General features: G+C 65.7%; 19 protein-coding genes. 9 read left to right on the forward strand and 10 right to left on the reverse strand.

The window, feature by feature from the left end:
• Positions 1 to 29: 29 nt before the first annotated feature.
• The 7 genes from ACK4FK_RS17785 to ACK4FK_RS17815 all read right to left on the reverse strand — a co-directional run bounded on the left by ACK4FK_RS17785 (position 30) and on the right by ACK4FK_RS17815 (position 10,526).
• Positions 30 to 2,159, reverse strand: coding sequence for a 3-hydroxyacyl-CoA dehydrogenase NAD-binding domain-containing protein (locus tag ACK4FK_RS17785; RefSeq protein WP_409746671.1), 2,130 nt, complete (start codon positions 2,157 to 2,159; stop codon positions 30 to 32).
• A gap of 30 nt (positions 2,160 to 2,189) precedes the next feature.
• Complete coding sequence (locus tag ACK4FK_RS17790; protein ID WP_409746674.1) at positions 2,190 to 3,398, reverse strand: acetyl-CoA C-acetyltransferase; 1,209 nt, start codon at positions 3,396 to 3,398, stop codon at positions 2,190 to 2,192.
• 43 nt (positions 3,399 to 3,441) lie between these two features.
• Entirely contained in the window at positions 3,442 to 4,590 is a 1,149-nt protein-coding gene (locus ACK4FK_RS17795) for an acyl-CoA dehydrogenase family protein (RefSeq protein ID WP_409746677.1), read from the reverse strand.
• A gap of 51 nt (positions 4,591 to 4,641) precedes the next feature.
• Positions 4,642 to 6,435 carry an acyl-CoA dehydrogenase C-terminal domain-containing protein gene (locus ACK4FK_RS17800; protein WP_409746680.1) on the reverse strand — a complete coding sequence of 598 codons (1,794 nt, stop codon included), beginning with the start codon at positions 6,433 to 6,435 and terminating at the stop codon, positions 4,642 to 4,644.
• Positions 6,436 to 6,474: 39 nt separating this feature from the next.
• Positions 6,475 to 8,793, reverse strand: coding sequence for a 3-hydroxyacyl-CoA dehydrogenase/enoyl-CoA hydratase family protein (locus tag ACK4FK_RS17805; RefSeq protein WP_409746683.1), 2,319 nt, complete (start codon positions 8,791 to 8,793; stop codon positions 6,475 to 6,477).
• 19 nt (positions 8,794 to 8,812) lie between these two features.
• On the reverse strand, positions 8,813 to 9,949 hold the full coding sequence (locus tag ACK4FK_RS17810; protein WP_409746686.1) for a thiolase family protein: 1,137 nt from the start codon (positions 9,947 to 9,949) through the stop codon (positions 8,813 to 8,815).
• 112 nt (positions 9,950 to 10,061) lie between these two features.
• Positions 10,062 to 10,526, reverse strand: coding sequence for a MerR family transcriptional regulator (locus ACK4FK_RS17815; RefSeq protein WP_409746689.1), 465 nt, complete (start codon positions 10,524 to 10,526; stop codon positions 10,062 to 10,064).
• Between the two features lie 165 nt (positions 10,527 to 10,691).
• On the opposite strand from ACK4FK_RS17815, the gene ACK4FK_RS17820 reads away from it, so the two are divergent.
• From ACK4FK_RS17820 to ACK4FK_RS17845, 6 genes are all read left to right on the forward strand, one after another.
• The gene (locus ACK4FK_RS17820; RefSeq protein WP_409746692.1) at positions 10,692 to 11,126 is read left to right on the forward strand and encodes an Mpo1-like protein; all 435 of its coding nucleotides are present in this window, start codon (positions 10,692 to 10,694) and stop codon (positions 11,124 to 11,126) included.
• A 150-nt stretch (positions 11,127 to 11,276) separates the two neighbouring features.
• The gene (locus ACK4FK_RS17825) at positions 11,277 to 12,203 is read left to right on the forward strand and encodes a sulfite exporter TauE/SafE family protein (RefSeq protein WP_409746695.1); all 927 of its coding nucleotides are present in this window, start codon (positions 11,277 to 11,279) and stop codon (positions 12,201 to 12,203) included.
• A complete protein-coding gene (locus ACK4FK_RS17830) occupies positions 12,200 to 12,976 on the forward strand; it encodes a TIGR02186 family protein (RefSeq protein WP_409746698.1) in 777 nt (258 codons plus the stop codon). The genes ACK4FK_RS17825 and ACK4FK_RS17830 overlap by 4 nt, the downstream gene beginning before the upstream one ends.
• Positions 12,977 to 13,041: 65 nt before the next feature.
• Positions 13,042 to 14,202, forward strand: a complete 1,161-nt coding sequence (locus tag ACK4FK_RS17835) for an acyl-CoA dehydrogenase family protein (RefSeq protein ID WP_409746701.1) — start codon at positions 13,042 to 13,044, stop codon at positions 14,200 to 14,202.
• A gap of 3 nt (positions 14,203 to 14,205) precedes the next feature.
• The gene (locus ACK4FK_RS17840) at positions 14,206 to 15,456 is read left to right on the forward strand and encodes an MFS transporter (RefSeq protein ID WP_409746704.1); all 1,251 of its coding nucleotides are present in this window, start codon (positions 14,206 to 14,208) and stop codon (positions 15,454 to 15,456) included.
• A 150-nt stretch (positions 15,457 to 15,606) separates the two neighbouring features.
• A complete protein-coding gene (locus ACK4FK_RS17845) occupies positions 15,607 to 17,940 on the forward strand; it encodes a xanthine dehydrogenase family protein molybdopterin-binding subunit (protein ID WP_409746707.1) in 2,334 nt (777 codons plus the stop codon).
• On the opposite strand, the gene ACK4FK_RS17850 is transcribed toward ACK4FK_RS17845, so the two are convergent.
• The gene (locus tag ACK4FK_RS17850) at positions 17,925 to 19,148 is read right to left on the reverse strand and encodes a cytochrome P450 (RefSeq protein WP_409746710.1); all 1,224 of its coding nucleotides are present in this window, start codon (positions 19,146 to 19,148) and stop codon (positions 17,925 to 17,927) included. The two genes, ACK4FK_RS17845 and ACK4FK_RS17850, sit on opposite strands and share 16 nt — an antisense overlap.
• 72 nt (positions 19,149 to 19,220) lie before the next feature.
• Here ACK4FK_RS17850 and ACK4FK_RS17855 point away from each other — a divergent pair, with 72 nt between their 5' ends.
• From ACK4FK_RS17855 to ACK4FK_RS17865, 3 genes are all read left to right on the forward strand, one after another.
• Positions 19,221 to 19,649 (forward strand): NUDIX hydrolase, encoded by a 429-nt coding sequence (locus ACK4FK_RS17855; RefSeq protein WP_409746713.1) that lies wholly within the window; start codon positions 19,221 to 19,223, stop codon positions 19,647 to 19,649.
• Positions 19,650 to 19,731: 82 nt separating this feature from the next.
• Positions 19,732 to 20,841 (forward strand): hypothetical protein, encoded by a 1,110-nt coding sequence (locus ACK4FK_RS17860; protein WP_409746716.1) that lies wholly within the window; start codon positions 19,732 to 19,734, stop codon positions 20,839 to 20,841.
• A complete protein-coding gene (locus ACK4FK_RS17865) occupies positions 20,838 to 22,253 on the forward strand; it encodes a hypothetical protein (RefSeq protein WP_409746719.1) in 1,416 nt (471 codons plus the stop codon). Before ACK4FK_RS17860 ends, ACK4FK_RS17865 begins: the two co-directional genes overlap by 4 nt.
• An 11-nt stretch (positions 22,254 to 22,264) precedes the next feature.
• Here ACK4FK_RS17865 and ACK4FK_RS17870 read toward each other — a convergent pair whose 3' ends face one another.
• A complete protein-coding gene (locus ACK4FK_RS17870; protein WP_409746722.1) occupies positions 22,265 to 23,419 on the reverse strand; it encodes a hypothetical protein in 1,155 nt (384 codons plus the stop codon).
• Positions 23,420 to 23,485: 66 nt separating this feature from the next.
• Entirely contained in the window at positions 23,486 to 25,141 is a 1,656-nt protein-coding gene (pgi, locus tag ACK4FK_RS17875) for a glucose-6-phosphate isomerase (RefSeq protein WP_409746725.1), read from the reverse strand.
• Between the last annotated feature and the right edge of the window lie 10 nt (positions 25,142 to 25,151).

Raw genomic sequence — 25,151 nt, forward strand, 5'->3', positions numbered from 1 at the left:
GGCCCTTTCGTTCTGATGCGTTGCTAGGCTCAGGCGGCGTAGAAGGCCTTGCCCTGGTCGGCCATGTCGCGCAGCAGTTTCGGCGGCGTGAAGCGGGCGCCGTACTTTTGCGCAAGCTGGTCGCATTCGGCCACGAAGGGCTTCACGCCCACCATGTCGATATTGCTGACCGTGCCGCCGCGGAAGGGCGGAAAACCCCAGCCCATGATCGAGCCCACATCGGCGTCGCGCACGTCGATCACCACCTTTTCCTCCAGGCAGCGCGCGGTCTCGACCGACTGGATGTAGACCAGGCGCCTGATCACATCTTTGAGATCGGGCTGCTCGGCCTTCACCGGGAAATGCTTGCCCAGGTCGCTCCACAGCTTTTTCTTGCCGTCGGCGGGATAGTCGTAGAAGCCCTTGCCGGCTTTCTTGCCGATGCGGCCGAGCTTTTCCACCATGGCCTGCAGCACCGGTTCCGAGCCATCGGCCTTATAGGCGTCGCCCAGGTCCTTCTTGGTCTGGCTGCGCACGCGGTGCATCAGTTCCAGCGACACCTCGTCGGCCAGCGCCAGCGGCCCCACCGGCATGCCGGCCATCTTGCCGGCATTCTCGATGATCGCCGGGGCGACGCCCTCGGCCAGCATGGTCAGGCCCTCGGTGACGTAGGTGGCGAAGACGCGGCTGGTGTAGAAGCCGCGGCTGTCGTTCACCACGATCGGCGTCTTGCGGATCTTCTTCACGAAGTCCATGGCGCGCGCCAGCGTCTCGTCCGAAGTCTGCTTGCCACGGATGATTTCCACCAGCGGCATCTTGTCGACGGGCGAGAAGAAATGCAGGCCGATGAAATTCGCCGGGCGGCTGCTCGCCTCGGCCAGGCCGGTGATCGGCAGGGTCGAGGTATTGGAGGCGAAGATCGCGGTCGGCTCAAGCTGCGCCTCGGCCTTCTTGGTCACGTCGGCCTTGATCGTGCGATCCTCGAACACGGCCTCGATCACCAGTTCGCAGCCCTTGAGGTCGTCGTAGGACGTGGTGGCCTTGATCAGGCCGAGCTGCTTCTCCTTGTCGGCTTCGCTGGCCTTCTTCGCCTTCACCCGCTTGTCGAGCAGGCCGGCGGTATAGGCCTTGCCTTTCTCGGCGGCTTCCTGGGTGGAATCCAGCAGCACGACCTGCAGGCCGGCGGACGACGCGGCCCAGGCAATGCCCGCGCCCATCATGCCGGCACCCAGGATGCCCACCTTGGTATAGGTCTGGGTGGGCACGCCCTTGGGGCGGTTGGCCAGCTTGTTGGCCTCGCCGATCGAGAAGAACAGCGAGCGGATCATGTTGCGAGCTTCCTTCGACTGGGTGCAGGCGACGAAGTAGCGGCTTTCGATCTTCAGGCCGGTGTCGATATCCACCAGCATGCCCTCGTAGACGCAGGACATGATGTACTGCGCGTTGGGGTAATTCCCCATGGTCTTGGCACGCAGCATGGCGTTGCCGGCGGTGAAGACCTGGGCGCCCTTCGGCGTATTGGCCGCTTCCGGCACGCGGAAGCCCTTCTGGTCCCAGGGCTTCACATGGCTGGTCTGGCCCTCGGCCAGCAGCCAGGTCTTGGCGCGGATCAGCAGCTCGCCCGGCGCCACCACCTCGTCGACCATCCCGAGCGCTAGCGCGGCCTTGGGATCGACCTTCTTGCTTTCCAGGATCATCGGCAGGGCCTTGGACACGCCGATCATGCGCGGCAGGCGCTGGGTGCCGCCGGCGCCGGGCAGCAGCCCGATGCTGGCCTCGGGCAGGCCGATCAGGGCCTTGGGGTTGTCGGCGGCGATGCGGCGATGGCAGGCCAGGCAGATTTCATAGCCGCCGCCCAGAGCGGTGCCGTTGATGGCGGCCACAAAGGGCTTGCCGGCCTTTTCGATATCGCGGAACAGCTTCTGCAGGGCAAAGCTGTTCTGCAGGGCCTTGGCGGCGTCCTGGCTTTCCTTCAGCAGGTTCACCAGGTCGGCGCCGGCGACGAAGTCGTTCTTCGCCGAGGTGACGATCACGCCCTTCACGGCCTTGTCGCCGATCGCCTTGTAGACGGCCTCGCGGAAGGCGGCGAGGCTGTCGCCGTTCATTACGTTCATCGGCCGGTCGGCCATGTTCCAGACGATGGCGGCAACGCCGTCGCCGTCGATGCTGTATTCGATCATTGTTTCGTCCCTGAATTAACGTGATGGCGCTTAGACGCGCTCGATGATGGTGGCGGTGCCCATGCCGGCGCCGACGCAGAGCGTCACCAGCGCGGTGCTCTTGCCGCTGCGCTCCAGCTCGTCGACCATGGTGCCCAGGATCATCGCGCCGGTGGCACCCAGCGGATGGCCCAGCGCGATGGCGCCGCCATTCACGTTGATCTTGTCATGCGGGATGTTCAGCGCCTGCATGAAGCGCAGCACCACCGAGGCGAAGGCCTCGTTCAGCTCCCACAGGTCGATGTCGGACGGCGTCATGCCGGCGATCTTCAGCGCTTTTTCGGCTGCGAAGGACGGGCCGGTCAGCATGATGGTCGGCTCCGAGCCGATCGAGGCGAAACTGCGGATGCGGGCACGCGGCTTCAGGCCGGTCTTCTTGCCGGCCTCGGCATTGCCGATCAGCACGGCGGCGGCGCCATCGACGATGCCCGAGGAATTGCCGGCATGGTGCACATGCTCGATGCGCTCGACTTCCGGGTAGCGCTGCATGGCCACCGAATCAAAGCCGAACTGCTCGCCCATCATGGTGAAGGATGGATCCAGCGAGGCCAGGGTCTGCATGGTGGTGTCGGGCCGCAGATGCTCGTCGCGGTCCAGAATGGTCAGGTTGTTGATATCCTTCACCGCCACGATGGACTTCTTGAACCGGCCCTCGTCCCACGAGCGCTTGGCGCGCTTCTGGCTTTCCACGGCGTAGGAATCGACGTCGGCGCGGCTGAAGCCGTATTTGGTCGCGATCAGGTCGGCCGAGATGCCCTGCGGCACGAAATAGGTCGGCAGGGCCACGGCCGGATCGGTGGCCCAGGCGCCGCCATCGGAGCCCATCGGCACGCGGCTCATGCTCTCCACGCCGCCGCCGATCGCCATCTGGCTCTGGCCCGACATCACCTGGGCGGCCGCCATGTTGCAGGCTTCCAGGCCCGAGGCGCAGAAACGATTGATCTGCACGCCGGCGGTGGTCTCGGCATAGCCGGCCTGGATCACGGCGACGCGGGCGATGTCGGAACCCTGTTCGCCCACCGGCATCACGCAGCCCAGCACCACGTCGTCGACGAGGGAGGTGTCGAGTTCGTTGCGGTCGCGCACGGCCTCCAGAACGGTGGTGGCCAGGCGCATCGGGGTGACTTCATGCAGGGCGCCGCTGGCGCGGCCCTTGCCGCGCGGCGTGCGCACGGCGTCGTAGATGAAGGCTTCGGTCATTTTTCTCTCCCTAGTGATTATGCGGTTGCGCCGGATTCCCGGATTAGAGTGTACGGCTGATCAGTTCCTTCATGATTTCGTTGGTGCCGCCATAGATGCGCTGCACGCGGGCATCGGCATAGGCGCGGGTGATCGGATATTCCCACATGAAGCCATAGCCGCCGAACAGCTGCAGGCAGCGGTCGAGGATCTTGCACTGCAGGTCGCTGCACCAGTATTTCGCCATCGCGGCGGTGGCGACGTCCAGCTTGTGTTCGGCCACCATCTCGATGCACTTGTCGACGAAGACGCGGGCGATCTGCGTCTCGGTCTTCATCTCGGCCAGCTCGAACTTGGTGTTCTGGAAATCCAGCACCGATTTGCCGAAGGCCTTGCGCTCTCGGGTGTAATCCACGGTCCATTTCAGTGCGGCCTCGCAGCCGGCCACGGCCATGATGGCGATCTGCAGGCGCTCCCAGGCCAGTTCCTGCATCAGGTAGAAGAAACCCTGGCCCTCGCCGCCCAGCATGTTCTCGGGCGGCACGCGCACGTCGGAGAAAAACAGCTCGGAGGTATCCTGCGCCTTCATGCCCAGTTTTTCGAGATTGCGGCCCTTGGTGAAGCCTTCGCGGCCGGCTTCCACCAGGAACAGCGTGGTGCCCTTGGCGCCCTGCTTGGGATCGGTCTTGGTCACCACGATCACCAGGTCGGCATTCTGGCCGTTGGTGATGAAGGTTTTCTGGCCGTTGATGACGAACTCGTTGCCGTCGCGGATGGCGGTGGTCTTCACCGCCTGCAGGTCGGAACCGCCGCTCGGCTCGGTCATGGCGATGGCCCCGATCACCTCGCCGGAGGCCATCTTCGGCAGCCACTTCTTCTTCTGCTCCTCCGAGCCGTAGGCGAGGATGTAGGGGGCGACGATGTCGGAATGCAGCGAAAAGCCCGGACCGGTGCAGCCGGTATAGGCCTGCTCTTCCATCAGGATGGCCGAGTAACGGCGGTCGACGCCCGAGCCGCCGTATTCCTCCGGCATGGTGGCGCAGAGGAAGCCGGCCTCGCCGGCCTTGCGCCAGACCTCTTTCGGCACCACGCCATCCTCTTCCCACTTGGCGTGATGGGGCACGACTTCGCGCTCGAAGAACTTGCGCGCCGCCTCGCGGAACATCTGGTGGTCTTCAGTGTAGATGCTGCGCGGGATGCCGTATTCGGTCATTCTCTTCGTTTCCTCTCCTAGACTCGCCGTGCCTTGCACGGCCTTTCGTGATCAGAAATTGGCGGCCTTCAGCATCATGGTGCTTTCAGAGCCGGCCTGGATCTTGGCGAGCTGGGCGGCGGTGTCGGGCAGCATACGCTCCATGAAGAAGCGCGCCGTGACCAGCTTGGTCTCGTAGAAGTCCTTGTCGCCTTCGCCCTCGGCCAGCTTCTGCTTGGCCACCTCGGCCATGCGGGCCCACATGTAGCCCAGCGCCACCAGGGCGAACATGTTCAGGTAGTCCCACGAGGCGGCGCCGGCTTCGTCCGGGTTCTTCAGGCCGCGTTCGCTGATCAGCGCGGTGGCGGTCTGCAGGCGGGCGAAGGCCTTGGCCAGCGGCATCACGTAATCCTTGCCGATCTCGGGGCTCATCATCTTTTCCTCGATGAAGGCCGAGACCGGGTGGAAGAAGCGGCGCGCCAGCCGGCCGATGCCCGTGGGCAGCTTGCGGCCAACCAGATCCAGCGCCTGGATGCCGTTGGCGCCCTCGTAGATCATGGCGATGCGGGCGTCGCGCACGAACTGTTCCATGCCCCATTCGGCGATATAGCCGTGGCCGCCATAGACCTGCTGGGCCATGGTGCAGCACTGGTAGCCGAAATCGGTCATGTAGGCCTTCACCATCGGCGTGAGGAAGGCGACCAGATCGTCGGCTTCCTGGCGGCGCTCGGCGTCGGGGTGCTTGGCGGCGATGTCCAGTTCGATGCCGGTCCACAGCGCCAGCGCGCGGCTACCCTCGACGAAGGCCTTGATGGTCAGCAGCATGCGCCGGATATCCGGGTGCACGATGATTGGGTCGGCTGGTTTGTCGGGGTTCTTCGTGCCGGTGATCGCGCGGCCCTGCAGGCGGTCGTTGGCATAGGTCAGGGCGTTCTGGTAGGCGACCTCGGCCTGCGACAGGCCCTGCACGCCGACGCCGAGGCGCGCGGCGTTCATCATCACGAACATCGCCTGCATGCCCTTGTGCTTCTGGCCGACCAGCCAGCCCTTGGCATTGTCGTAGTTCAGCACGCAGGTCGAATTGCCGTGGATGCCCATCTTGTGTTCGATCGAGCCGCAGGAGACGCCATTGCGCGCACCCAGCGAACCGTCCGGATTGACCAGGAATTTCGGCACCAGGAACAGGCTGACGCCCTTGATGCCTTCCGGGCCGCCCGGAATCTTGGCCAGTACCAGGTGGATGATGTTCTCGGCCATGTCGTGCTCGCCGGCCGAGATGAAGATCTTGGTGCCGGTGATCAGGTAGCTGCCGTCATCCTGCGGCTCGGCCTTGGTGCGCATCAGGCCGAGATCCGTACCGCAATGCGGTTCGGTCAGATTCATGGTGCCGGTCCATTTGCCCGACGCCATGTTCGGCAGATACATGTTCTTCTGCTCTTCCGAGCCATGCCGCAGCAACGCCTCGTAGGCGCCATGGGTCAGGCCGGGATACATGGCAAATGCCATGTTGGCCGAGGACTGGATTTCCGCCATGGCGATGCCCAGCACATGGGGCAGGCCCTGGCCGCCGTATTTCTCCTCCGCGGTCAGCGCGCCCCAGCCGGCTTCGCAATACTGCTTGTAGGCTTCCTTGAAGCCGGTCGGCGTGGTGACCACGCCGTTATCCCACTTGCAGCCTTCCAGGTCGCCGACGCGGTTCAGCGGCGCGGTGACCTCGCTCATGAACTTGCCGCCTTCTTCCAGCACGGCGTCGATCACGTCGCGGCTGGCATCGGTGAAGCCCAGCAGGTTGCTCATCTTTTCCATCTGCAGCACGTCGTGCAGCACGAACTGGAAGTCCTTGATCGGGGCGGTATAGCTCGGCATGGCCTGTCTCCCTACAACTCGCTGCTTAATTGCGCCCAATTAGTTCCGAAGGGGCTTGCCCTTGGTGAGCATGTGTTCGATGCGGTCCAGCGTGGCGCTGGTCTTGATCAGCGTCATGAAGTTCTCGCGTTCAAGCTCGAGCAGCTTCTTCTCGGTGATCACCTCGGTGATGTCGGTCTTGCCGCCCGACACCACGTTGGCCAGCGCGCCCGACACCACCACGTCGTGCTTGGTGGCCTTGCCCTGCTGGAAGAAGCCTTCCACGGCCAGGCTCATGGCCGCCTTGGCGCTCGGGCCCGGCAGGCTGATTTCCACCGGCACCGGCGGCTTGTAGTCCTTGGCCAGTTCCAGCGCCTTTTTCTTGGCGTCGGCCAGCAGACGGCGCCGGTTCATCGTGATGCCGTCGCTCTCGCGCAGGATCAGCATGTCGCGGGCTTCCATGGCCGAGGTCGCCACCTTGGCGGTCGAGATCGCCTCGAACACCTGGGCCAGCGCCGGCATCGGGCCGCCGGGCCGCCGCTTGTTGGTGATCGCGCGGGTGACCAGCTCCTTGCAGCCGCCCCAGCCCGGAATCACGCCGACGCCCACTTCTACCAGGCCCATATAGCTTTCGGCATGGGCCTGGATGGCCGAGGAATGCATCGCCAATTCGCAGCCGCCGCCCAGCGCCATGCCGCCCACGGCGGCCACGACGGGGAAGGGCGCGTATTTCAGCTTCATGTAGGCATCCTGGCCTTCCGAGATGCCCTGCTCGATCGCCGGCCACATGGCGATGTTGGCCTGGAACAGTGCGATGCCCACATTGGCGCCGACCGAGAAGTTGTCGGAATCGCTGCCGATGATCAGCGCCTTGAAGCCCTTCTTGTCGATCTTGCCGGCTTCCTTGACCATCGCGATGATGTCGGCGTCCACCGCGTTCATCTTGGTGTGCAGTTCCAGGCAGGCGACGCCGTCGCCCACGTCCCAGATGCTGGCGCCCTTGTTCGACAGGATCGGCTGCTTGCCGCGCTTCATGTCGGCCAGCGTCCAGGCATCGGGTTCGACCACGATCTCGGCGTAGTCGCCCTTCGGCGTCAGGCGATAAGCCTTGCCGTTCTCTTCCTTGTAGAAGGGGCGGCCGGCGGCGATCTCCACCATCTTCGGCACCGGCATGCCGGAAGCCTTGAGCTTCTCGGCGAACCAGCCCGTGCCGAGCTGGTCGATTTGCTGGTAGGGACCGTATTTCCAGGCATAGCCGGTCTTCATCGCCGTATCGACCGCGGCGATGTCGTCGACGATCTCGGGCACCAGGTCGGCGGCATAGCTCAGCACGCGGCTCAGCACGCCCCAGGCATACTGGCCACCCTTGTCGCCATGCTCGACCAGGGCGCGCAGGCCCTTGCGGGCGACCTTGGCCGATTCCAGGTTGGCACGCTGCAGCGGGCGGTATTCGCCGGTCTTGAGATCCAGCACTTCCTTGCCGCGGGCGCGGTAGAAGCCGCCCTTGCCCTTGCGGCCGGTATAGCCGTCCTTGATCATCTTCTGCATCAGAGCGTTCAGCGGATGATCCGCCTTGTAGAACTGGTGCAGGGCATCGGTCTTGGGCAGGGTCTTGAGCATCGAGCCGACCACATAGGGGCCGAGGTCGATGCCAGTCAGGTCGGCCAGGCCGAAGATGCCGGTCTTGGGCACGCCCATCGGCTTGCCGACGATGCTGTCGGCCTCTTCCACGGTCAGGCCCAGGTCATAGGCCAGCGCGGTGGCCACCGTGGACCAGTAGATGCCGATGCGGTTGGCGATGAAGCCCGGGCGGTCCTTGCAGTCCACCACCTCCTTGCCCAGCTTGACGTCGCCGAAGCGGCGCAGCGCCTCGATGGCGTCGGGGCGGGTCTTGGGTCCCTTCACCAACTCGAACAGGCGCATGTAGCGCGGGGGATTGAAGAAGTGGGTGACGGCGAAATCCTGCGCGAAGCTCTCGGGCAGGCCGTCGGTCAGCAGGTCGAGCGGAATCGTCGAGGTGTTCGAGGTGACGATCGAGCCTTTCTTGCGCTTCTGCTCCAGCGTGGCATAGAGCTTCCGCTTCAGTTCGACATTCTCGATGATCGCCTCGCAGATCCAGTCCACGTCGGCCAGCTTGTCGAGGTCGTCCTCCAGGTTGCCGGGGGTGACCAGCTTAGCGACGCGCGGGTGCATGAACGGCGCCGGCTTGGTCTTCAGCATCTTCTCGATGGCGCCCTTGGCCAGCGCGCTGCGGTCGTTGGCGCCAGCCGGCACGATGTCCAGCAGCACCACGGGGATGCCGGCATTGGCGACATGGGCGGCGATGCCCGATCCCATCACGCCGGCGCCGATCACGGCGACTTTCTTGATCTCGCTCATGGTCAGGTGACTCCGGCGCTTACACGGCTTCCAGAACGGTGGCGATGCCCTGCCCGCCGCCGATGCACTGGGTGGCCAGCGCGAACTGCTTGCCTTCGCGCTTGAGCAGCGACGCGGCCTTGCCGGTGATGCGGGCGCCGGTGGCGCCCATCGGATGGCCCAGCGCGATGGCGCCGCCGTCCAGGTTCACCTTGCTCATGTCGTAATTGGCCTGTTTCACGCAGGCCAGCGCCTGGGCGGCAAAGGCCTCGTTCAGCTCGATGATGTCGATGTCCTTCAGCGACAGGCCGGCGCGCTTCAGCGCCTTTTCGGTCGCCGGCACCGGGCCGATGCCCATGATCTCGGGCGCGCAGCCCGCCACGGCGATCGACTTGATGCGGGCCAGCGGCTTCAGGCCATGGGCCTTGGCGAAGTCTTCCGAGCAGACCAGCGTGGCCGAGGCGCCGTCGGTCAGCGGCGACGACGTGCCGGCGGTGACGGTGCCGGCGGCATCGAAGGCCGGATTCAGGCCGGCCAGGCCCTCGGCCGAGGTGTCCGGGCGAATGCAGCCATCCAGCTCCACGCGGTTGTTGCCGTCCACGATCGGCACGATCTCGTCCTTCAGCTTGCCGGCCTTCTGCGCCGCGGCGGCCTTGGCATGGCTTTCGACGGCCATCTGCTCCTGCGCCTTGCGGTCGATGCCGTATTTCTTGGCCAGGTTCTCGGCGGTGATGCCCATCGAGACATAGGCCTGCGGATAATCCTGCAGCAGCTTGGGGTTCGGCAGGGTGTTGAAGCCGCCCATCGGCACGCGGGTCATGCTTTCCACGCCAGCGCAGATGAAGGCCTCGCCGGCATTCATCTGGATCGCGCCGGCGGCCTGGTGGATGCTCTGCATCGACGAGCCGCAGAACCGGTTCACCGTGGTGCCGGCGGCTTCCATCGGGATGCCGGCCAGGAAGCTGATCAGCCGGGCAACGTTCAGGCCCTGCTCGCCCTCGGGGAAGGCGCAGCCGACGATCACGTCCTCGATGGCCTTCGGGTCGATGCCGGTGCGCTCGACCAGGGCCTTGACCACCTGCGCGGTCAGATCGTCAGGGCGAACCTTGGTGAGGGCGCCCTTGCGGGCCAGCGTGAAGGGCGAGCGGGCGTAACCGGCGATCACCACGTTGCGCATGACGATGTCTCCTTGGAATGCGGACGGACTTTTATCTGGTTGTCGAAAGCCCCTCGGGAAGCCTTCCGGAATCCATTCCGGCAAAGAATCCCGAGGGGGAACGCGGAAATGCTTATTCGGCGGCGCTGATCAGGGCGCCGGCGGGGCTGCCGGAGTGGCTCTGCACGAATTCCTTGAGCGTCACCGGCTGCCGGTCGCGCTCGCGGGTCTTGAGGAATTCCTCCATCGTGCGGATGTCGTGCTTCAGTTCGACGACGGCCGCCTCGATATCGCGGCGCTGCTGCTCCAGGGCGCTGAGCCGCTCGCGCGAGCGCTTCAGCGTCAGGCGCAGCTGCTCGAGCTGGCCATCGCCCAGGTCGTAGAGGTCGATCATCTCGCGGATCTCGGCCAGGCTGAAGCCCAGGCGCTTGCCGCGCAGGATCAGCTGCAGGCGGGCGCGGTCGCGCTTGGTGTAGACCCGCATCATGCCCTGGCGGGAGGGATGCAGCAGGCCCTTGTCCTCGTAGAACCGAATCGCACGGGCCGTCACTTTGAATTCGTGGGCCAGATCGGTGATCGTGTAGGTCTTCTCCGACACGGTATGCCTCCCATGGGCTTGTTTTGTGAGTCGGCAGGGAGTCTTAGTTTACGTTTACGTAAACGTCAAATCGAATCTTCCGGCTCACGGGTTGATGACAAAAATCACTGGTAATCCGGGAAAATTGGTATATTCTATCCAGAACCCAATCGGGAGGAAACAACAATGTCCGACAATCGGATTCAACCGGATGTCCGGGGGCATGCAAACGATCAGCCCGGGCCCGGCGACCAGGACCGGCCTGGCCGGATCCAGACCTACGCGGAATTCTGGCCCTTTTACCTGCGCGAGCATGCCCGGCCGATCACCCGGGCCTGGCATTACCTGGGCACTACCATCGGCCTGGCCTGTCTGGCCGCGGCCGTCGCCACCGGCAACCTGCTCTGGCTGCTCGGCGGGCTGGTCTCGGGCTACGGGCCGGCCTGGATCGGCCATTTCTTCTTCGAGAAGAACAAGCCGGCCAGTTTCCGCTACCCGCTGTGGTCGTTCGTCTCCGACTTCCGCATGTATTTCGCCTTCCTGAGCGGGTCGCTCGGCCGCGAGCTGGCGAAGGCGGGCGTTGCCGTTCCGCCCGCGGATGCCGCGGCGGCGCGGCAATAGAACGGCGCGACAGGCGCGGCGGGATCGGGCTGGTCACGAAATCGCAACGGTTGACGTGCCAGTTTAACAATCGATGATGGCCGCAAGGCCTGGCTGCTGCGGTGGGGTTGCCGCGGCAGGGCAGTCGCGTTCCGGGATTCGCCAGCAATTATGCAGATCTACCTTCCCATCGCCGAGCTGTCCGTCAGCGTATGGCTGCTGCTCGGTCTGGGTGGGGCGGTGGGCTATCTGTCCGGCCTGTTCGGCGTCGGCGGCGGCTTCCTGCTGACGCCCTTGCTGATCTTCATCGGCGTGCCGCCGCCGGTGGCCGTGGCCACATCGGCCAACCAGGTGGTGGCGGCCAGCGTCTCGGCGGTCTATGCCCACTGGCGCAAGAGCAATGTCGATTTCAAGATGGGCGGCGTCCTGCTGGTTGGCGGCCTGATCGGCTCCAGCTTCGGCGCCTATCTGTTCAGCCTGCTCAAGCGCATCGGCCAGCTCGATGCGGTGATCGCGCTGTCCTATGTCCTCATCCTTGGCCTGATCGGCAGCCTGATGCTTGGCGAGAGCATTCGCGCGCTGCGCCGCAAGACGACCGACGGCCAGCCGCTGCGCCGCCGCAAGCGGCTGCACGACCACCCGGCGATCCGCGCGCTGCCGTTCAAGATGCGATTCCGCAAGTCGCAGCTCTACATCAGCGCGCTGATGCCGCTCAGCCTCGGCGTGCTGGTCGGTATCCTTGCCGCCATCATGGGCGTGGGCGCCGGCTTCCTGCTGGTGCCGGCCATGATCTACCTGCTGGGCATGCCCACCGCCGTGGTGGTCGGCACCTCGCTGTTCCAGATCATCTTCGTCACCGCCAACGTTACCATGCTGCACGCGATCACCACGCAGACGGTGGATGTGACGCTGGCACTGCTGCTGCTGGTCGGATCGGTGATCGGTGCGCAATACGGCGTGCGGCATGGCGCGCGTCTGCGCGGCGAGCAGGTGCGCGGCCTGCTGGCGGCGCTGGTTCTGGTCGTTGCGATCGCGCTGGCCTTCGAGCTGGTGATGACTCCGGACGATCCGTATTTCCTGGAAAGCGGTCCGCGATGATCCGCCTGGCCGCGATCTGCCTGCTGTTGCTCGGCTTGGCCGGCGAGGCGCATGCCCAGGCGGCGCGCAATGCCCCGCGCGGACCGGTGCCGGCCGATGCGCCGCTGATCACCGACCTGTCCTCGCATCTGATTGCCATCACCTCCAGCTTCACCGGCACCGAACTGCTGCTGTTCGGCGCCATCGACGAGCCCGGCGAGGTGATCGTCGTGGTGCGCGGCCCGGCAACGACATCCGTGGTGCGGCGCAAGCGGCAGACCTTCGGGTTCTGGCTGACGCGGCGTTCGGAGAGTTTCGATGGCGTGCCGGCCTATTACGCGGTGGCCAGCACGCGCCCGCTGGTCGAGATCGCGCCGCCCAGCCTGCTGCAGCGCCTGCAGATCGGCGCCAATACGCTGCGCTTCCGCTATCTCGGCAAGCGCAACCCCGAGGACGTGAATGAATTCCGCGCCGCCATCGTGCGGCAGAAAACCCGCGAGGGGCTCTATCAGGACAATACCGGCAGTGTGGATTTCCTGGGCCCCAAGCTGTTCCGCACCGCGATCAGCTTTCCGGCCACCGTGCCGGTCGGCACCTATCAGACCGAAATCTATCTGGTGAGCGACGACCGCATCGTCGCGGCGCAGTCCACGCCGCTGTTCATCGACAAGCAGGGCATCGAACAGGAAGTCTACGACTTCTCGCGGCAGGAACCGGCCGTCTATGGCCTGATCGCCGTGCTGCTGGCGGTGTTCGCCGGCTGGCTCGCGGCGGTGGCCTTCCGTCGCGGCTAATCCCTTCCGGGCCGGCGGAAGTTATGCCAAGCTTGCGTCAGACCGTTCAGGAAGAGTGATGCGTCATGGACAAGGATACGCTTGAGCAGACCAGGCTCACGCTGCGCCGCTTCGTTCGCGAGCGGCTGGTTCCCCTGGAAAAGCAGGTCGCCGACGAGGACAGAATCCCCGACGAAATCCGCCGGGCCTTCGCCGAAATGGGTCTGTTCGGCATCTCGATCCCCGAGGAATATGGCGGCCTCGGCCTCGACCTGGCCGAGGAGGTCGAACTGATCTTTGAGATGGGCTGGACCTCGCCGGCCTTCCGCAGCATGTTCGGCAGCAATGTCGGCATCGGCAGTCAGGGCATCCTGATCGACGGCACGCCCGAGCAGAAGCAGAAGTGGCTGCCCCGTCTGGCCAGCGGCGAAGTGATTGCCTCGTTTGCGCTCACCGAGCCCGATGCCGGTTCTGATGCGGCCGGCCTGCGCACGCGCGCCGAACGCCAGGGCGACCATTACGTGATCAACGGCGCCAAGCGCTATATCACCAACGCGCCCCAGGCCGGCATCTTCACGCTGATGGCGCGCACCGACCCCAGCAACAAGGGGGCCGGCGGCATCACGGCCTTCATCGTCGAGGCCAATGCGCCGGGCCTGAGCGTCGGCAAACCCGACAAGAAGATGGGCCAGCGCGGCGCGCATACCGCCGACGTGATTTTCGACAATGTGAAAGTGCCGGCCGAGAACGTGATCGGCGGCCGGGAAGGCCAGGGCTTCAAGACCGCGATGAAGGTGCTCGATCGCGGCCGCCTGCATATCGCGGCGCTGTGCGTCGGCGCCGCCGAACGCCTGATCCATGAATCGGTGGCCTATGCCCGCGAGCGCAAGCAGTTCGGCCAGTCGATCGCCGAATTCCAGCTCGTGCAGGCCATGCTGGCCGACAGCCGCACCGAGGCCTATGCCGCACGCTGCATGATCCGCGAGGCCGCCGCGCGCTATGCCGCCGGCGAGAATGTCTCGATGGAGGCGTCCTGCTGCAAATACTACGCCTCCGAGATGGTGGGGCGGGTCGCCGACCGCGCGGTGCAGATCCATGGCGGCGCCGGCTACATGCAGGAATACGCCGTCGAGCGCTTCTATCGGGATGTGCGGCTGTTCCGCCTCTACGAGGGCACCAGCCAGATCCAGCAGATCGTCATCGCCCGGCAGATGCTGCGCCAGGCCGAATCTGGCGTCGAGGGCTGAGCCGTGCCGGAAGACGGACCCAGTCGCAGCGCGGCCAAGACTGCAATCATCCTTGTCGGCACCTGTTTTTTCCTGAACGCGTTGTCGCGTGGCACGGGCGAGACCTTCACCACCTTCCTGCTCGCCCTGACCGAGGAATTCCAGGCCAACCGCGCCGATGTGGCGGCGATCTATTCGCTGCAGATGCTGCTGGCCGGCTGCACGGCGCCGCTGGCCGGCTATTGCTTCGATCGCTTCGGTCCGCTGCGGCTCTATATCGCCGGCCTGGCCATGCTGGTGGCCGGCCTTGTGCTGGCCTCCTTCGCCAGCCAGCTCTGGCAGCTTTATCTCTTCATCGGGATTGGCGTCGGCGCCTCCGCCGCCTCGCTGGGCAACGCGCCGCATTCGGCCCTGCTGGCGCGCTGGTTCGAGGGCGCGCAGCTCTCGCGCGCCATGAGCGTGGTCTATGCGGCCCTTGGCATCGGCGCGCTGATGCTGGTGCCGCTGGCGCAGTTCGTGATCGAGACCTGGGGCTGGCGCATCGCCTATCTCACCCTGGCCGGCATCGCGCTGCTGGCCCTGCCGGTCCTGCTGCTGCAGCATTGGCCCACTGTGCAGGCCGGCCGCGTCCGGCTGCCGCCACCCGGCGCCGATGCGGTGCCCGGCGCCGTATCCGGCGATGACTGGACCCTGGGCAAGGCGCTGCGCACCACCGCCTTCTGGGGCCTGGCTTCGGTTTTCTTTTTCACCTCTGCCGGCATGTTCTCGGTGATGGTGCAGGCCGTGGCCTATCTGGTCGAACTGGGCTATGCGCCGCTGCAGGCCGCCTCAATCTACGGCCTGGTCGGCGTGCTCACCCCGGTCGGCATCGTCGGTTTCGCCTGGCTTGATGGCCGGATCGGCCGCCATGCCTCGGCGGCGCTGTCTTATGCCTTCAGCCTGGTTGGTCTGGCCGCGCTCTGGGCGCTGGAAGGCTGGCGCTCGCCGGCGCTGCTCTGGGCCTTCGTCCTGCTGGTCGGCCTGTCCTTCGGGGCCCGCGGTCCGATGGTGGGGGCGACGGCGGCCCGCATCTTCCAGGGCCGGCGCTTTGGCATGATCTTCGGCACCATCATGGTGGGCTCGGGGCTGGGCGTGTCGTCGGGCACCCTGATCGGGGCCAAGCTGCACGACATGACCGGCGGCTACACGGCGGTATTCCTGTTTGCCGCCTTCTGCATCGTGAACGGCGCCCTGCCATTCTGGACCTACCGCTCGCTGCGCCGCCATGGCCCCTGACACGTTGGCTCCCCGCGCGGCCGGCGCGGGAATTGCACCCCGGCAATGATGCGTAACCGGACGGGTTGAAAGGCAGTCGGGAATCCCTATCATTTCGCCCAAAGTTTTCCGGCCTTACCCCCTTACTTTCCGCCCCGAAAGGACGTTCCGATGAGCAAGTTCGGCCAGAGTCAGCCGGTTCGCCGCGTCGAAGACCAGCGTTTCATCACCGGCAAGGGGCGCTATACCGACGACATCAACCTGCCCGGCCAGGTCTATGGCGTGATGCTGCGGTCGCCGCATGCCCATGCCAGGATTCTCAAGATCGACACGGCCGCCGCCCAGGCCGCCCCGGGCGTGCTGGCGGTCTATACCCATGCCGACCTGAAGGCCGCCAATGTCGGCGACCTGCCCTGCACGATTCCGCTCAAAAACCGCGATGGCTCCATGCGTGCCGATCCGCCGCGCCCGGCATTGGCCGATGGCATGGTGCGCCATGTCGGCGATCCGGTCGCCTTCGTGGTGGCGGAAACCGCCGCCCAGGCGCGTGATGCGGCTGAGATGATCGAGGTGGATTACGATGCTCTGCCGGCCGCTGCCGACATGGCCACCGCGATGGAGCCGGGCCAGCCGCAGATCTGGCCGCAGGCGCCGAACAACCGCGCCTTCGACTGGGAGATCGGCGACAAGGCCAAGATCGACGCGCTGTTTGCTTCCGCCGCCAAGACGGTGAAGCTGACGCTGGAAAACAACCGCATCGTGGTGGCGTCGATGGAAGCCCGCGTGGCGCTGGCCGCCTTCGACAAGGAGAGCGGCCGTTTCACCCTCTACACGCCCACCCAGGGCGTGTGGGTGCAGAAGAAGCTGCTGGCCAAGATTCTCGGCCTGCCGGAAGACAAGTTCCATGTCGTCACCGGCGATGTTGGCGGCGGCTTCGGCATGAAGATTTTCATCTACCCCGAGCAGGTGATGACGCTGTTTGCGTCGCGCGCGCTGGGCCGGCCGGTGAAATGGACCTCGGATCGCGGCGAGGCTTTCCTGACCGACACCCATGGCCGTGCCAACCTGACCCATGCCGAGATGGCGCTGGACAAGGACCACAACTTCCTGGCCCTGCGCATCCACAATATCGCCGATATGGGCGCGTATCTGTCCACCTATGCGCCGATGATTCCCACCATGGCCGGCACCAAGGTGCTGTCCTCGGTCTATCGCTTCCAGGGCGTGTATTCGCGCGTCGAGGGCGTGTTCACCAACACCGTGCCGGTGGATGCCTATCGCGGCGCCGGCCGCCCGGAATCGAATTACATCATGGAGCGCCTGATCGACGTGGCGGCCCGCGAACTGGGTATCGACCGCGCCGAGCTGCGCCGCAAGAACTATATCCCGCCCACCGCTTTCCCGTGGACCAGCGCCATGGGCCTCACCTATGACTCGGGCGAATTCGAAAACACCTCGAATACCGCCCTGAAAGCCATCGACTGGGCCGGTTTCGAGTCTCGCCGTGCGGAAGCGAAGAAGCGCGGCAAGCGTCGCGGCATCGGCATGGCCTATTATCTGGAGGCCACGGGCGGCGCACCCACCGAACGCGCCGAAATCCGCTTCGCCGAGGATGGTTTCGTCGAGGTCTATGTCGGCACGCAGTCGACCGGCCAGGGGCATGAGACCGCCTATACCCAGATCGTGGCCGAACAGCTCGGCGTCGATTTCGACAGGATCCGCATCCTGCAGGGCGATTCCGACGCCATCCCCACCGGCGGCGGCACCGGCGGCGCGCGCTCGCTCTATTCCGAGGGCGGCGCGATCCTGAAAGCCAAGGACGGCGTGGTCGAGAAGGGCAAGGTGGTGGCGGCCGACATGCTGGAGACGGCCGCCAGCGACATCGAATTCGCCGCCGGCCGTTTCCGCGTCGCCGGCACCGACCGCGATGTCGGCATCGTCGAGGTGGCGCGCGAAGCCCGCAAGCGCAGCAACGCCAAGGCTGGCGAGGCGGCCGGGCTCGATACCGCCGCCGACTGGCAGGTCCAGGCGATCACCTTCCCCAATGGCTGCCATGTCTGCGAGGTCGAAATCGACGAAGCCACCGGCGTGGCCGACGTGGTGCGCTACGTGGTGGCCGACGACATGGGCAAAGTGATCAACCCCACCATCGTCAAGGGCCAGATCCATGGCGGCGTGGTGCAGGGCGTGGGCCAGGCGCTGTATGAAAACGTCGTCTACGATGCCGACGGCCAGCTCCTGACCGGCAGCTTCACCGACTACTGCCTGCCGCGCGCCGACAATTTCCCCGACATCGAGGTGATCCTCTGCGAGGTACCGTGCAAGACCAATCCGCTGGGCGTGAAGGGTGCCGGCGAGGCGGGTGCAGTGGGTTCGGCGCCGGCAACGATCAACGCCATCGTCGATGCGCTGGCCGATCTGGGCATAAAGCATGTCGACATGCCGGCCACGCCGCAGAAGCTGTGGCAGATCCTGAACGACGGACTGTCTCAGGCCGCCGAATAGGCGATCTGCAGGCGGTTCAGGCCGCGCACCACGATCGAATCGCTCCAGTCCGGCGGGGCGGCCAGGGCGATGTCGCCCAGCCGTTCCATCAGGATGGGGAAGGCGACCTGGCCCTCCAGCCGGGCCAGCGGCGTTCCGATGCAGAAATGGATGCCAAAGCCGAAGGTGACGTGGCGGCTGCTGTCCGCCCGTGTGATGTCGAAACGATCCGGATCGGCAAACACCTCCGGATCGCGGTTGGCGCCGGCCAGCATCTGGAACACCCGGGCCCCCTTGCGCATCACCTTGCCGCGCAATTCGTAATCGTCGGCCGCAACGCGCACCTGGGCCAGCGACGGACCATCCCAGCGCAGCATCTCCTCCACCGCGTTGGCAACCAGGGCGGAGTCGTCGCGCCGGTCGCGCAGCATCTGCATCTGGTCGGGGTGCCGCAGCAGCGCAAGCAAGCCGTTGCCCAGCAGATGCGTGGTCGTTTCGTGCCCGGCAAACAGCAGCAACACGCAGGCCGCCACCAATTCGTCGCGACTGAGGAAGTCGCCGCGCTCGGCGGCCATCACCAGTCCGGTGGCGACATCCTCGCGCGGCGTCCTGCGGCGCTCCTCCACCAGTTCGCCGAAATAGGCGTTCATCTCGGCGATGGCGGCGTTGGCGCGGGCGTATTTGTCGGGCGAAAGCCGCGAGGTCAGCACGAAGCTGCCCAGGTCGTCGGACCAGCGTTTGAGAAGTTCCACATCCTGCTGCGGCACACCCAGCAAGGCGGCGATCACCGTGGCGGGCAGGGGATAGGCGAAGGCCTGGATGAAATCCGCCTCGCGTCGCTGCAGCAGATCGTCAACCAGTCCGTGCACGATGGTGGCGATCTGCGGCCGCAGGGCGGCGACGGCGGATGATGTGAAGGCCCGGTTCATCAGGCCCCGCAGCCGCGTATGCACCGGCGGATCGTTGAACACGGCCCACAGCGCCATATGCGCATCCAGGTCAGCCAGGCCGGTGCGGGTTTCATCGGGCAGGTGGGCGAAGAATGGCCTCATACGATCCGACGACAGGCGGGGATCGCGCAGGGAGGCCCGGATGTCGTCATGCCGGGTCAGCATCCAGCCGCCCAGCCGATCGCTCCAGTGCACCGGGTCGTCCTGCCGCAGGCGGGCCAGCGCCGGATAGGGATCGGCGATCACAGCGGCATTATGCGCATCGAACTGAACCGTCACGGCGTATCCTCCGGCGTTTTTTGTTATTCTGGCGCGGCACGCGATTCCGCTGGCCAGTATGGAGATGAAACGATGGCCCGTGAATACCCCATGCAACCGCTGGTCGGCCTGGGTGCCATCGTCTGGAAGGACGGCAGGGTGCTGATGGTGCAGCGCGGCAAACCGCCGCGCGCCGGCATCTGGAGTCTGCCGGGCGGTGCGCAGCATCTGGGCGAGACGGTTGCCCAGGGCATCCACCGCGAGATAGCCGAGGAAACCGGGGTGCAGATCGAACTGCTCGGTCTGGTCGACGTGATCGACTCCGTGCAGACCGCGCCGGACGGCCGTATCTTGTACCATTACACAATCGTCGATTATGCCGCCCGCTGGATCGCCGGCGAGGCCGTGGCCGGCGACGATGCTGCCGCGGTGGCCTGGGTCGAGCCCGCCGACCTGCACAGGCTGGAGCTTTGGGACGAGACCATCAGGGTCATCGAAAAATCGCGTCTTTGGCTCGCCTGAGCCGGTCTGGTTCTTTGCGCCCGCCCCGCCTTGTGCTTAAGTGGGTACGGGGTTTCGACTATTCTACCGTCGGGCGTGGGGGATGAATTTTCCGAAAGGCGCTGGGTCGCAATTCCAGCCCACGAAGTTCGAGGAGCGCGGCACCGCTGTGGCCTTCACCACACCCGCGCTCAGCCAGGCGCGCGTGCGCATGGACAGCCGCGACAATCTCGAACTCACTGTTTCCGCCTTTTCCGGCGTGAAGGGCAATTACGTCATCCGCTGGAAGGATGTGCCCGAAATCTTCTCTCTCACCATGCATGATCGTGCGCTGCAGGAAGCCATCCTGTCGCGCAATTCCTGCCTGCCGGCCGACATCCGCGCCGCCACGCTGGAGACCGCCAGGACCGGCCTGGCCGGACCCGAGGCGCAGCGCGCGGCGGAAGAGACCCTGACCGAGGAAGAGAACGAGGTTCTGCTCACGCGCTACTATCTGTTCAAATCGGCGCTGGAGAAGCTGTCTGGCGGCGAGATGAAGCTGAACGTTTCCGACTTCACCACGTCTGCCGGCCGCGACCGCATCAAGAGCGGCCTGGCCGGAATCGCCCAGCGTCTCGGCATGACGGCGAACGAGCTGTACGAACGGCTGGAGCGCTGGGGCGGCTATCTGTCCCCGCTCGGCATGCCGGGGATGCAGAAGCAGTGCCGGGTGCGCCGGCTGATCGGCGCCATCGCCCAACTGGCCGACAGCCTCAACCAGTGGGCCGACAGCGACAAGTCGGAGGCCGCCTATCTGGCGCGCGGGGTCGCCAGAGTGGCCCTGTTCACGGATGATTTCGCCCGCGACCTGGCCTCGGCGGCCGTGCGCCCAGTCGAATATGCCGATCGCGTGCTGGCCAACTGGGACAAGGCGATCTCCAATTTCCAGCGCGATATCGAACGTTTGTGGTGGACGGTCGATGGTTGGGAATTCATTATCCTGCTGTGGAAGGATGTCGAGGACCGCGACCGCGACAGCCAGCGCGCGGCGGTAACGGAAATTTATCGAGTTCTGCCGATCATCCCTGAAAAGGAAGCGATGGATCGGCCGAACATGAAGGCGATGCAGGACAGCACGCGCATGCAGGTCCGCGCGCTTGAGGGGTGGAATTCCGGGGTGCTGGATATCGAGATGATACGCCGCGTCGAAAGCATGAAACGGAGGCGGATATGAGCGATCTTGCTTCCGAACTGCGGGACATCGAACGCAAGCTGTTCGAGATCCCCGACGAAAAGGTCGCCCAGCTCACCCTGCTGATCGAACGCTCGCGCGCTGTCGTGCTGTCGGCCGCGATGGCCGATGCCGCGCTGGGCACCCTGCGTCCGCGTCTGGCCAAGACCCGGCCGCCCCGGCATCTGACGCTGCAGCGCATCTTCTGCCATCCCTTCGAGGACCTGCTGGTTCTGCCGGAGGATGGCGACAAGCAGTTCGGCCGCATCTCGCGCACATCGCTGGCGCCCTGCTGGGAATTCATGCTGCAATGCCTGGACCAGGCGGCGGTGAAGGAACTGGAGGCCAGCCTGCGCGCCTCGCCCGCGCCGGCCATCGGCGCCACTGCCGATCCGCGCATCCCCAAGCTTGGCGCCACGCTGTGGGGCATTGCCGCCCGGCGCCTGCGCGAGGAAATCAGCCGTGCCGAGAGCGAGCCGGCTTATCGCGCCGAGCTGACGGCCAAACTCGGCGGCGAAACCGCGTTTCTCGACCTCGTCGACATGATGGGGATGCTGGAAATCGCCGGCCCGCTGGAGGAACTGCGCGAGGAACTGTCGCCCAAGCCGGTCGGCAAGCTGCTGGACGAGCAGGTGGAGGCGATCAAGGAGCATTATGCCGCGCTGGCGGCCAGCGGCGCCGGTCTGCCCGGCTACATGATCGCCTTCACGCTGGCCCGCATGAGCAACCCGTTCCAGGCGCTGCCGATCTTCGACGGCCTGGGCGATGCCCCCACCGGCGTCGAGGGGCTGAAGCCCGGCAAATACGCCCGCCGCATGATCGCGGGTGACAGCAAGCGCTTCTTCAAGTCCATCGGCCGCGCCGATGCCGGCGCCATGGAAGCCGGCAACATCGCCGGCATGGTGGATGATTTCGTCAGCATGATCGGCCGTCTGAAGGCCGACGGCATGGCCGAGGGGCCGCAGCCCGAGATGGAGGCCGCCGGCGCCAAGCTGCGCGACATGGTAAAGGTTGGTGTGCTGGACGGCGCCGACGGCGCCATCCTCACCGCGCTGGAGACCCCGGGCGCGATCGAGCCGGGGCAGGAGGCCGCCATCAAGCAGGCGATCTTCGATGCCAAGGTGGCGGCGGAAAGCCGCGTCTATGCCATCCAGAAGGTGGCAAGGGTCGCTGGCGAGATCGGCGCCGACAAGGATGTCGGCAATACGCTGAAAACCCTGAGTTCGCAGATCGAGCAGGGCGGCAGCGCCCTGATCGCCGATATCAAGGCCGGCAAGCTGAACGGCTTGGGCAAGGATGCCGCCAAGCAGCAGCTATTCGGCGCCGTGCGCATGCTCGAACTGGTGAGCGGCCCCAATGCCGCCGCCCGGCTGATGAAGGATGGCCTGGCCGCCATCGAGAAGATGCCGGGCTAGGTCCTGGCCTTCTAGACCTTGGCCTTCGCCGCGCCTTTCGCCTCGTAAGCCACCGCCTCGGCGGCAAAACCGTCCAACTGATCCGCCGCCAGGCCTAGCATCAGGCCGTCGCTGCCCTCGCGTTCGATCGCGGCGCGGATGTTGAAGGCCTGGTGCACATAGCCGTGCTTGTCGCCGATGCGGTAGAGCAGGGTGCCGGCCTGCCGCGATACTGCCGGCCCCGTCGGCGCCGCGCGCATGCCCAGCAGCGGCAGGCGGCCGATCTCGATATCGTTCAGCTTCTCCGCCATCGCCGAGGCATGGGCCAGAAAGGCGGGCGTGTCCAGCGTCGGATCCTTCACCCCGCTCCGGGCATTGCCTGGCAGCTCGCGCCGAAAGGCGCCGGCCAGGATCTGGCCGGGCAGGGCCTTGGCGATGATCCGTGCCAGCGTGATCGTCACGTCGCCGACGATATATTCGAAGCCGCGCGGCTGGGTGCCCTCGACCTGGTGATAGGAAAAATGACTGCCGACCGAAAAGGCGGCGCGCAGCGTTGGCACCAGGCGGGCATCGCCCTTCTGCCGCGCCAGGGTATTGTCGGCCAGGATCAGCAGCAGGGCGAGCCAGCAGCGCAGGTCGGCCTCCGCGCCCTTGGCGCGATTCCAGACATAGAAGCCGTCGCCCACCGTGGAGCGCGCCAGTTCGGTGCGCAGGCCGGCGGTGTTCATGCGCTTCACCGCGCTGTTGATCGAGTATTCCAGCGATGAAAGCTGGGCCACCTGCTCCAACGGCGTGTGTTTCGAAAAACCGACGATATCGAACAGGATCACGGCGCGGCTGGCGGTTTCCATCACCGCGTAGCGCTTGACCAGGTTCTCGATCAGCAGCGGGTTGACCTCGCCCTTGGCGCCGCCCACGGAAAAAGGCAGGTCCATCTGCACCGGCCGGGCGCGCAGGGCCTTGCAGGTGTCGGCGAAGGTACGCGCGCCCATCATCCGCTTGCCGCGGATCAGGCGCGGCAGGCCGGCGGCGCGGCCCAGCACGTTGTAGGGTTCGGAAAAGCAGAAGCTGATGCGGCTGCCCTGATAGGTCCAGCCCGCGACGATGGTCTTTCCCAGACGCCAGGATGAATGCAGGACGAAATCGATTTCCCGCAGGCCCTGGCGCACCGCATCCGACTCGCTCATGGCGGCCGCCTCATTCCCCCCCCCGATGCGGTCGCTCAGCCGGCGCCGCGTTCGGTGGCGGCCATCTTACGGGTGCGGCATGCCGCGCGCCAGACCGATCAGCGTGCTGGTCGCCGCATCATGCGAATGCTGCGCACTGCCGCCCAGTTCCTCCAGAATCGGCTTGGCCAGTTGCTTGCCAAGCTCGACGCCCCACTGGTCGAAGGAATTCACGCCCCAGAGGATACCCTGCACGAAGATCTTGTGCTCGTAGAGGGCGACCAGCATGCCAAAGTGGTAAGGGTCGAGCCCGGTCAGAACGATGGTGGTGCTGGGCCGGTTGCCGGAAAACACCTTGTGCGGCGCAAGCCGGGCGATCTGCTCCTCGCTCAGGCCGGCCTCGCGCAGTTCGGTCTCGGCTTCCGCGCGGGTGCGGCCGCGCATCAGGGCCTCGCTCTGGGCGAAGGCATTGGCCAGCAGCATGTCGTGATGGCGGCCCAGCGGGTAGCGCGTCTTCAGCGGCACGATGAAATCGGCGGGCACCGGCTGCGGCCCCTGATGCAGAAGTTGATAGAAGGCATGCTGGCCGTTGGTGCCGGGCTCGCCGAACACGATCGGACCGGTGGCATAGCCGAGCGGCCGGCCCCAGCGGTCGACGCTCTTGCCGTTGCTCTCCATATCGGCCTGCTGCAGATAGGGCGCCAGCTTGCACAGGCTCTGGTCATAGGGCAGCACGGCCAGGCTGGTGAGGCCGAGGAAGTTGATGTTCCACACGCCAGCCAGCGCCATCAGCACCGGCAGGTTCTCGCGCAGGGGTGCGGTGGCGAAATGACGGTCCATGGCATGGGCGCCGGCCAGCAGGCTGCGGAAATTCTCCATGCCGATGCCCAGCGCGATGGGAAAACCGATCGCCGACCACAGCGAATAGCGGCCGCCGACCCAGTCCCAGAATTGCAGCACCTGGTTGGGCGGAATGCCGAACTTGCCGGGTACGGCGGTATTGGCCGAGATGCCCATGAAATGCCGGGGCCAGTCGATGATGCCGGGGCCGAGCCTGTCCTGCAGCCAGGTCCGTGCCGTTTCGGCATTGGCCATGGTTTCCTGGGTGGTGAAGGTTTTCGAGGCCACCACGAACAGCGTGGTCTCGGCTTCGCATTTCTCCAGCGTGCGGGCGATGTCGGTGCCGTCCACGTTGCTGACGAAATGAATGGCGATGTCGCTGGTGCGGTCGGCGTTCAGCGCTTCCTGCGCCATGCGCGGGCCGAGATCCGAGCCGCCGATGCCAAGGCAGACCACGTGACGGAACGGTTTTTCCGTTATGCCCCGCCAGGTGCCGTTGCGTATCGCGTCGATGATCTCGGCCATGCGATCCAGCTCGCGCTGCACCTGGGCGACGATGTCGATGCCGTCCACGGTCAGCGCCGCATCGGGCGGCAGGCGCAGCGCGGTATGCAGCACCGCGCGGTCCTCGGTGATATTGATGCGCTCGCCGCGCAGCATGCGGTCGCGCCAGGCTTCCACCTGCGCTTCGCGCGCCAGATCCAGCAGCAGTTCCAGCGTCTCGGCCTCGATGCGCTGGCGCGACAGGTCGAGCAGCAGATCGCCGCAGCGGAACGAGAACCTGGCAAACCGTTCCGGATCGGCGGCGAACAGGTCGCGCAGATGGCGGTTGCGGGTTGCCGTGGCATGCGCCGCAAGGGCGCGCCAGGCGGCGGTCTGGTCGATCGGCGGCGGTAGCGTCATCTCTCCTCCG

Origin of the sequence: Ferrovibrio sp. (genome assembly GCF_046297895.1) — a bacterium.
GTDB lineage: Bacteria > Pseudomonadota > Alphaproteobacteria > Ferrovibrionales > Ferrovibrionaceae > Ferrovibrio.

What these genes read in the sequence shown, in the direction of transcription:
- ACK4FK_RS17785 (WP_409746671.1), bottom strand. Translation starts at nt 2,159, where the DNA reads ATGATCGAATACAGCATCGACGGCGACGGCGTTGCCGCCATCGTCTGG.
- ACK4FK_RS17790 (WP_409746674.1), bottom strand. Translation starts at nt 3,398, where the DNA reads ATGACCGAAGCCTTCATCTACGACGCCGTGCGCACGCCGCGCGGCAAG.
- ACK4FK_RS17795 (WP_409746677.1), bottom strand. Translation starts at nt 4,590, where the DNA reads ATGACCGAATACGGCATCCCGCGCAGCATCTACACTGAAGACCACCAG.
- ACK4FK_RS17800 (WP_409746680.1), bottom strand. Translation starts at nt 6,435, where the DNA reads ATGCCGAGCTATACCGCCCCGATCAAGGACTTCCAGTTCGTGCTGCAC.
- ACK4FK_RS17805 (WP_409746683.1), bottom strand. Translation starts at nt 8,793, where the DNA reads ATGAGCGAGATCAAGAAAGTCGCCGTGATCGGCGCCGGCGTGATGGGA.
- ACK4FK_RS17810 (WP_409746686.1), bottom strand. Translation starts at nt 9,949, where the DNA reads ATGCGCAACGTGGTGATCGCCGGTTACGCCCGCTCGCCCTTCACGCTG.
- ACK4FK_RS17820 (WP_409746692.1), top strand. Translation starts at nt 10,692, where the DNA reads ATGTCCGACAATCGGATTCAACCGGATGTCCGGGGGCATGCAAACGAT.
- ACK4FK_RS17825 (WP_409746695.1), top strand. Translation starts at nt 11,277, where the DNA reads ATGCAGATCTACCTTCCCATCGCCGAGCTGTCCGTCAGCGTATGGCTG.
- ACK4FK_RS17830 (WP_409746698.1), top strand. Translation starts at nt 12,200, where the DNA reads ATGATCCGCCTGGCCGCGATCTGCCTGCTGTTGCTCGGCTTGGCCGGC.
- ACK4FK_RS17835 (WP_409746701.1), top strand. Translation starts at nt 13,042, where the DNA reads ATGGACAAGGATACGCTTGAGCAGACCAGGCTCACGCTGCGCCGCTTC.
- ACK4FK_RS17845 (WP_409746707.1), top strand. Translation starts at nt 15,607, where the DNA reads ATGAGCAAGTTCGGCCAGAGTCAGCCGGTTCGCCGCGTCGAAGACCAG.
- ACK4FK_RS17855 (WP_409746713.1), top strand. Translation starts at nt 19,221, where the DNA reads ATGGCCCGTGAATACCCCATGCAACCGCTGGTCGGCCTGGGTGCCATC.
- ACK4FK_RS17860 (WP_409746716.1), top strand. Translation starts at nt 19,732, where the DNA reads ATGAATTTTCCGAAAGGCGCTGGGTCGCAATTCCAGCCCACGAAGTTC.
- ACK4FK_RS17865 (WP_409746719.1), top strand. Translation starts at nt 20,838, where the DNA reads ATGAGCGATCTTGCTTCCGAACTGCGGGACATCGAACGCAAGCTGTTC.
- ACK4FK_RS17870 (WP_409746722.1), bottom strand. Translation starts at nt 23,419, where the DNA reads ATGAGCGAGTCGGATGCGGTGCGCCAGGGCCTGCGGGAAATCGATTTC.
- pgi (WP_409746725.1), bottom strand. Translation starts at nt 25,141, where the DNA reads ATGACGCTACCGCCGCCGATCGACCAGACCGCCGCCTGGCGCGCCCTT.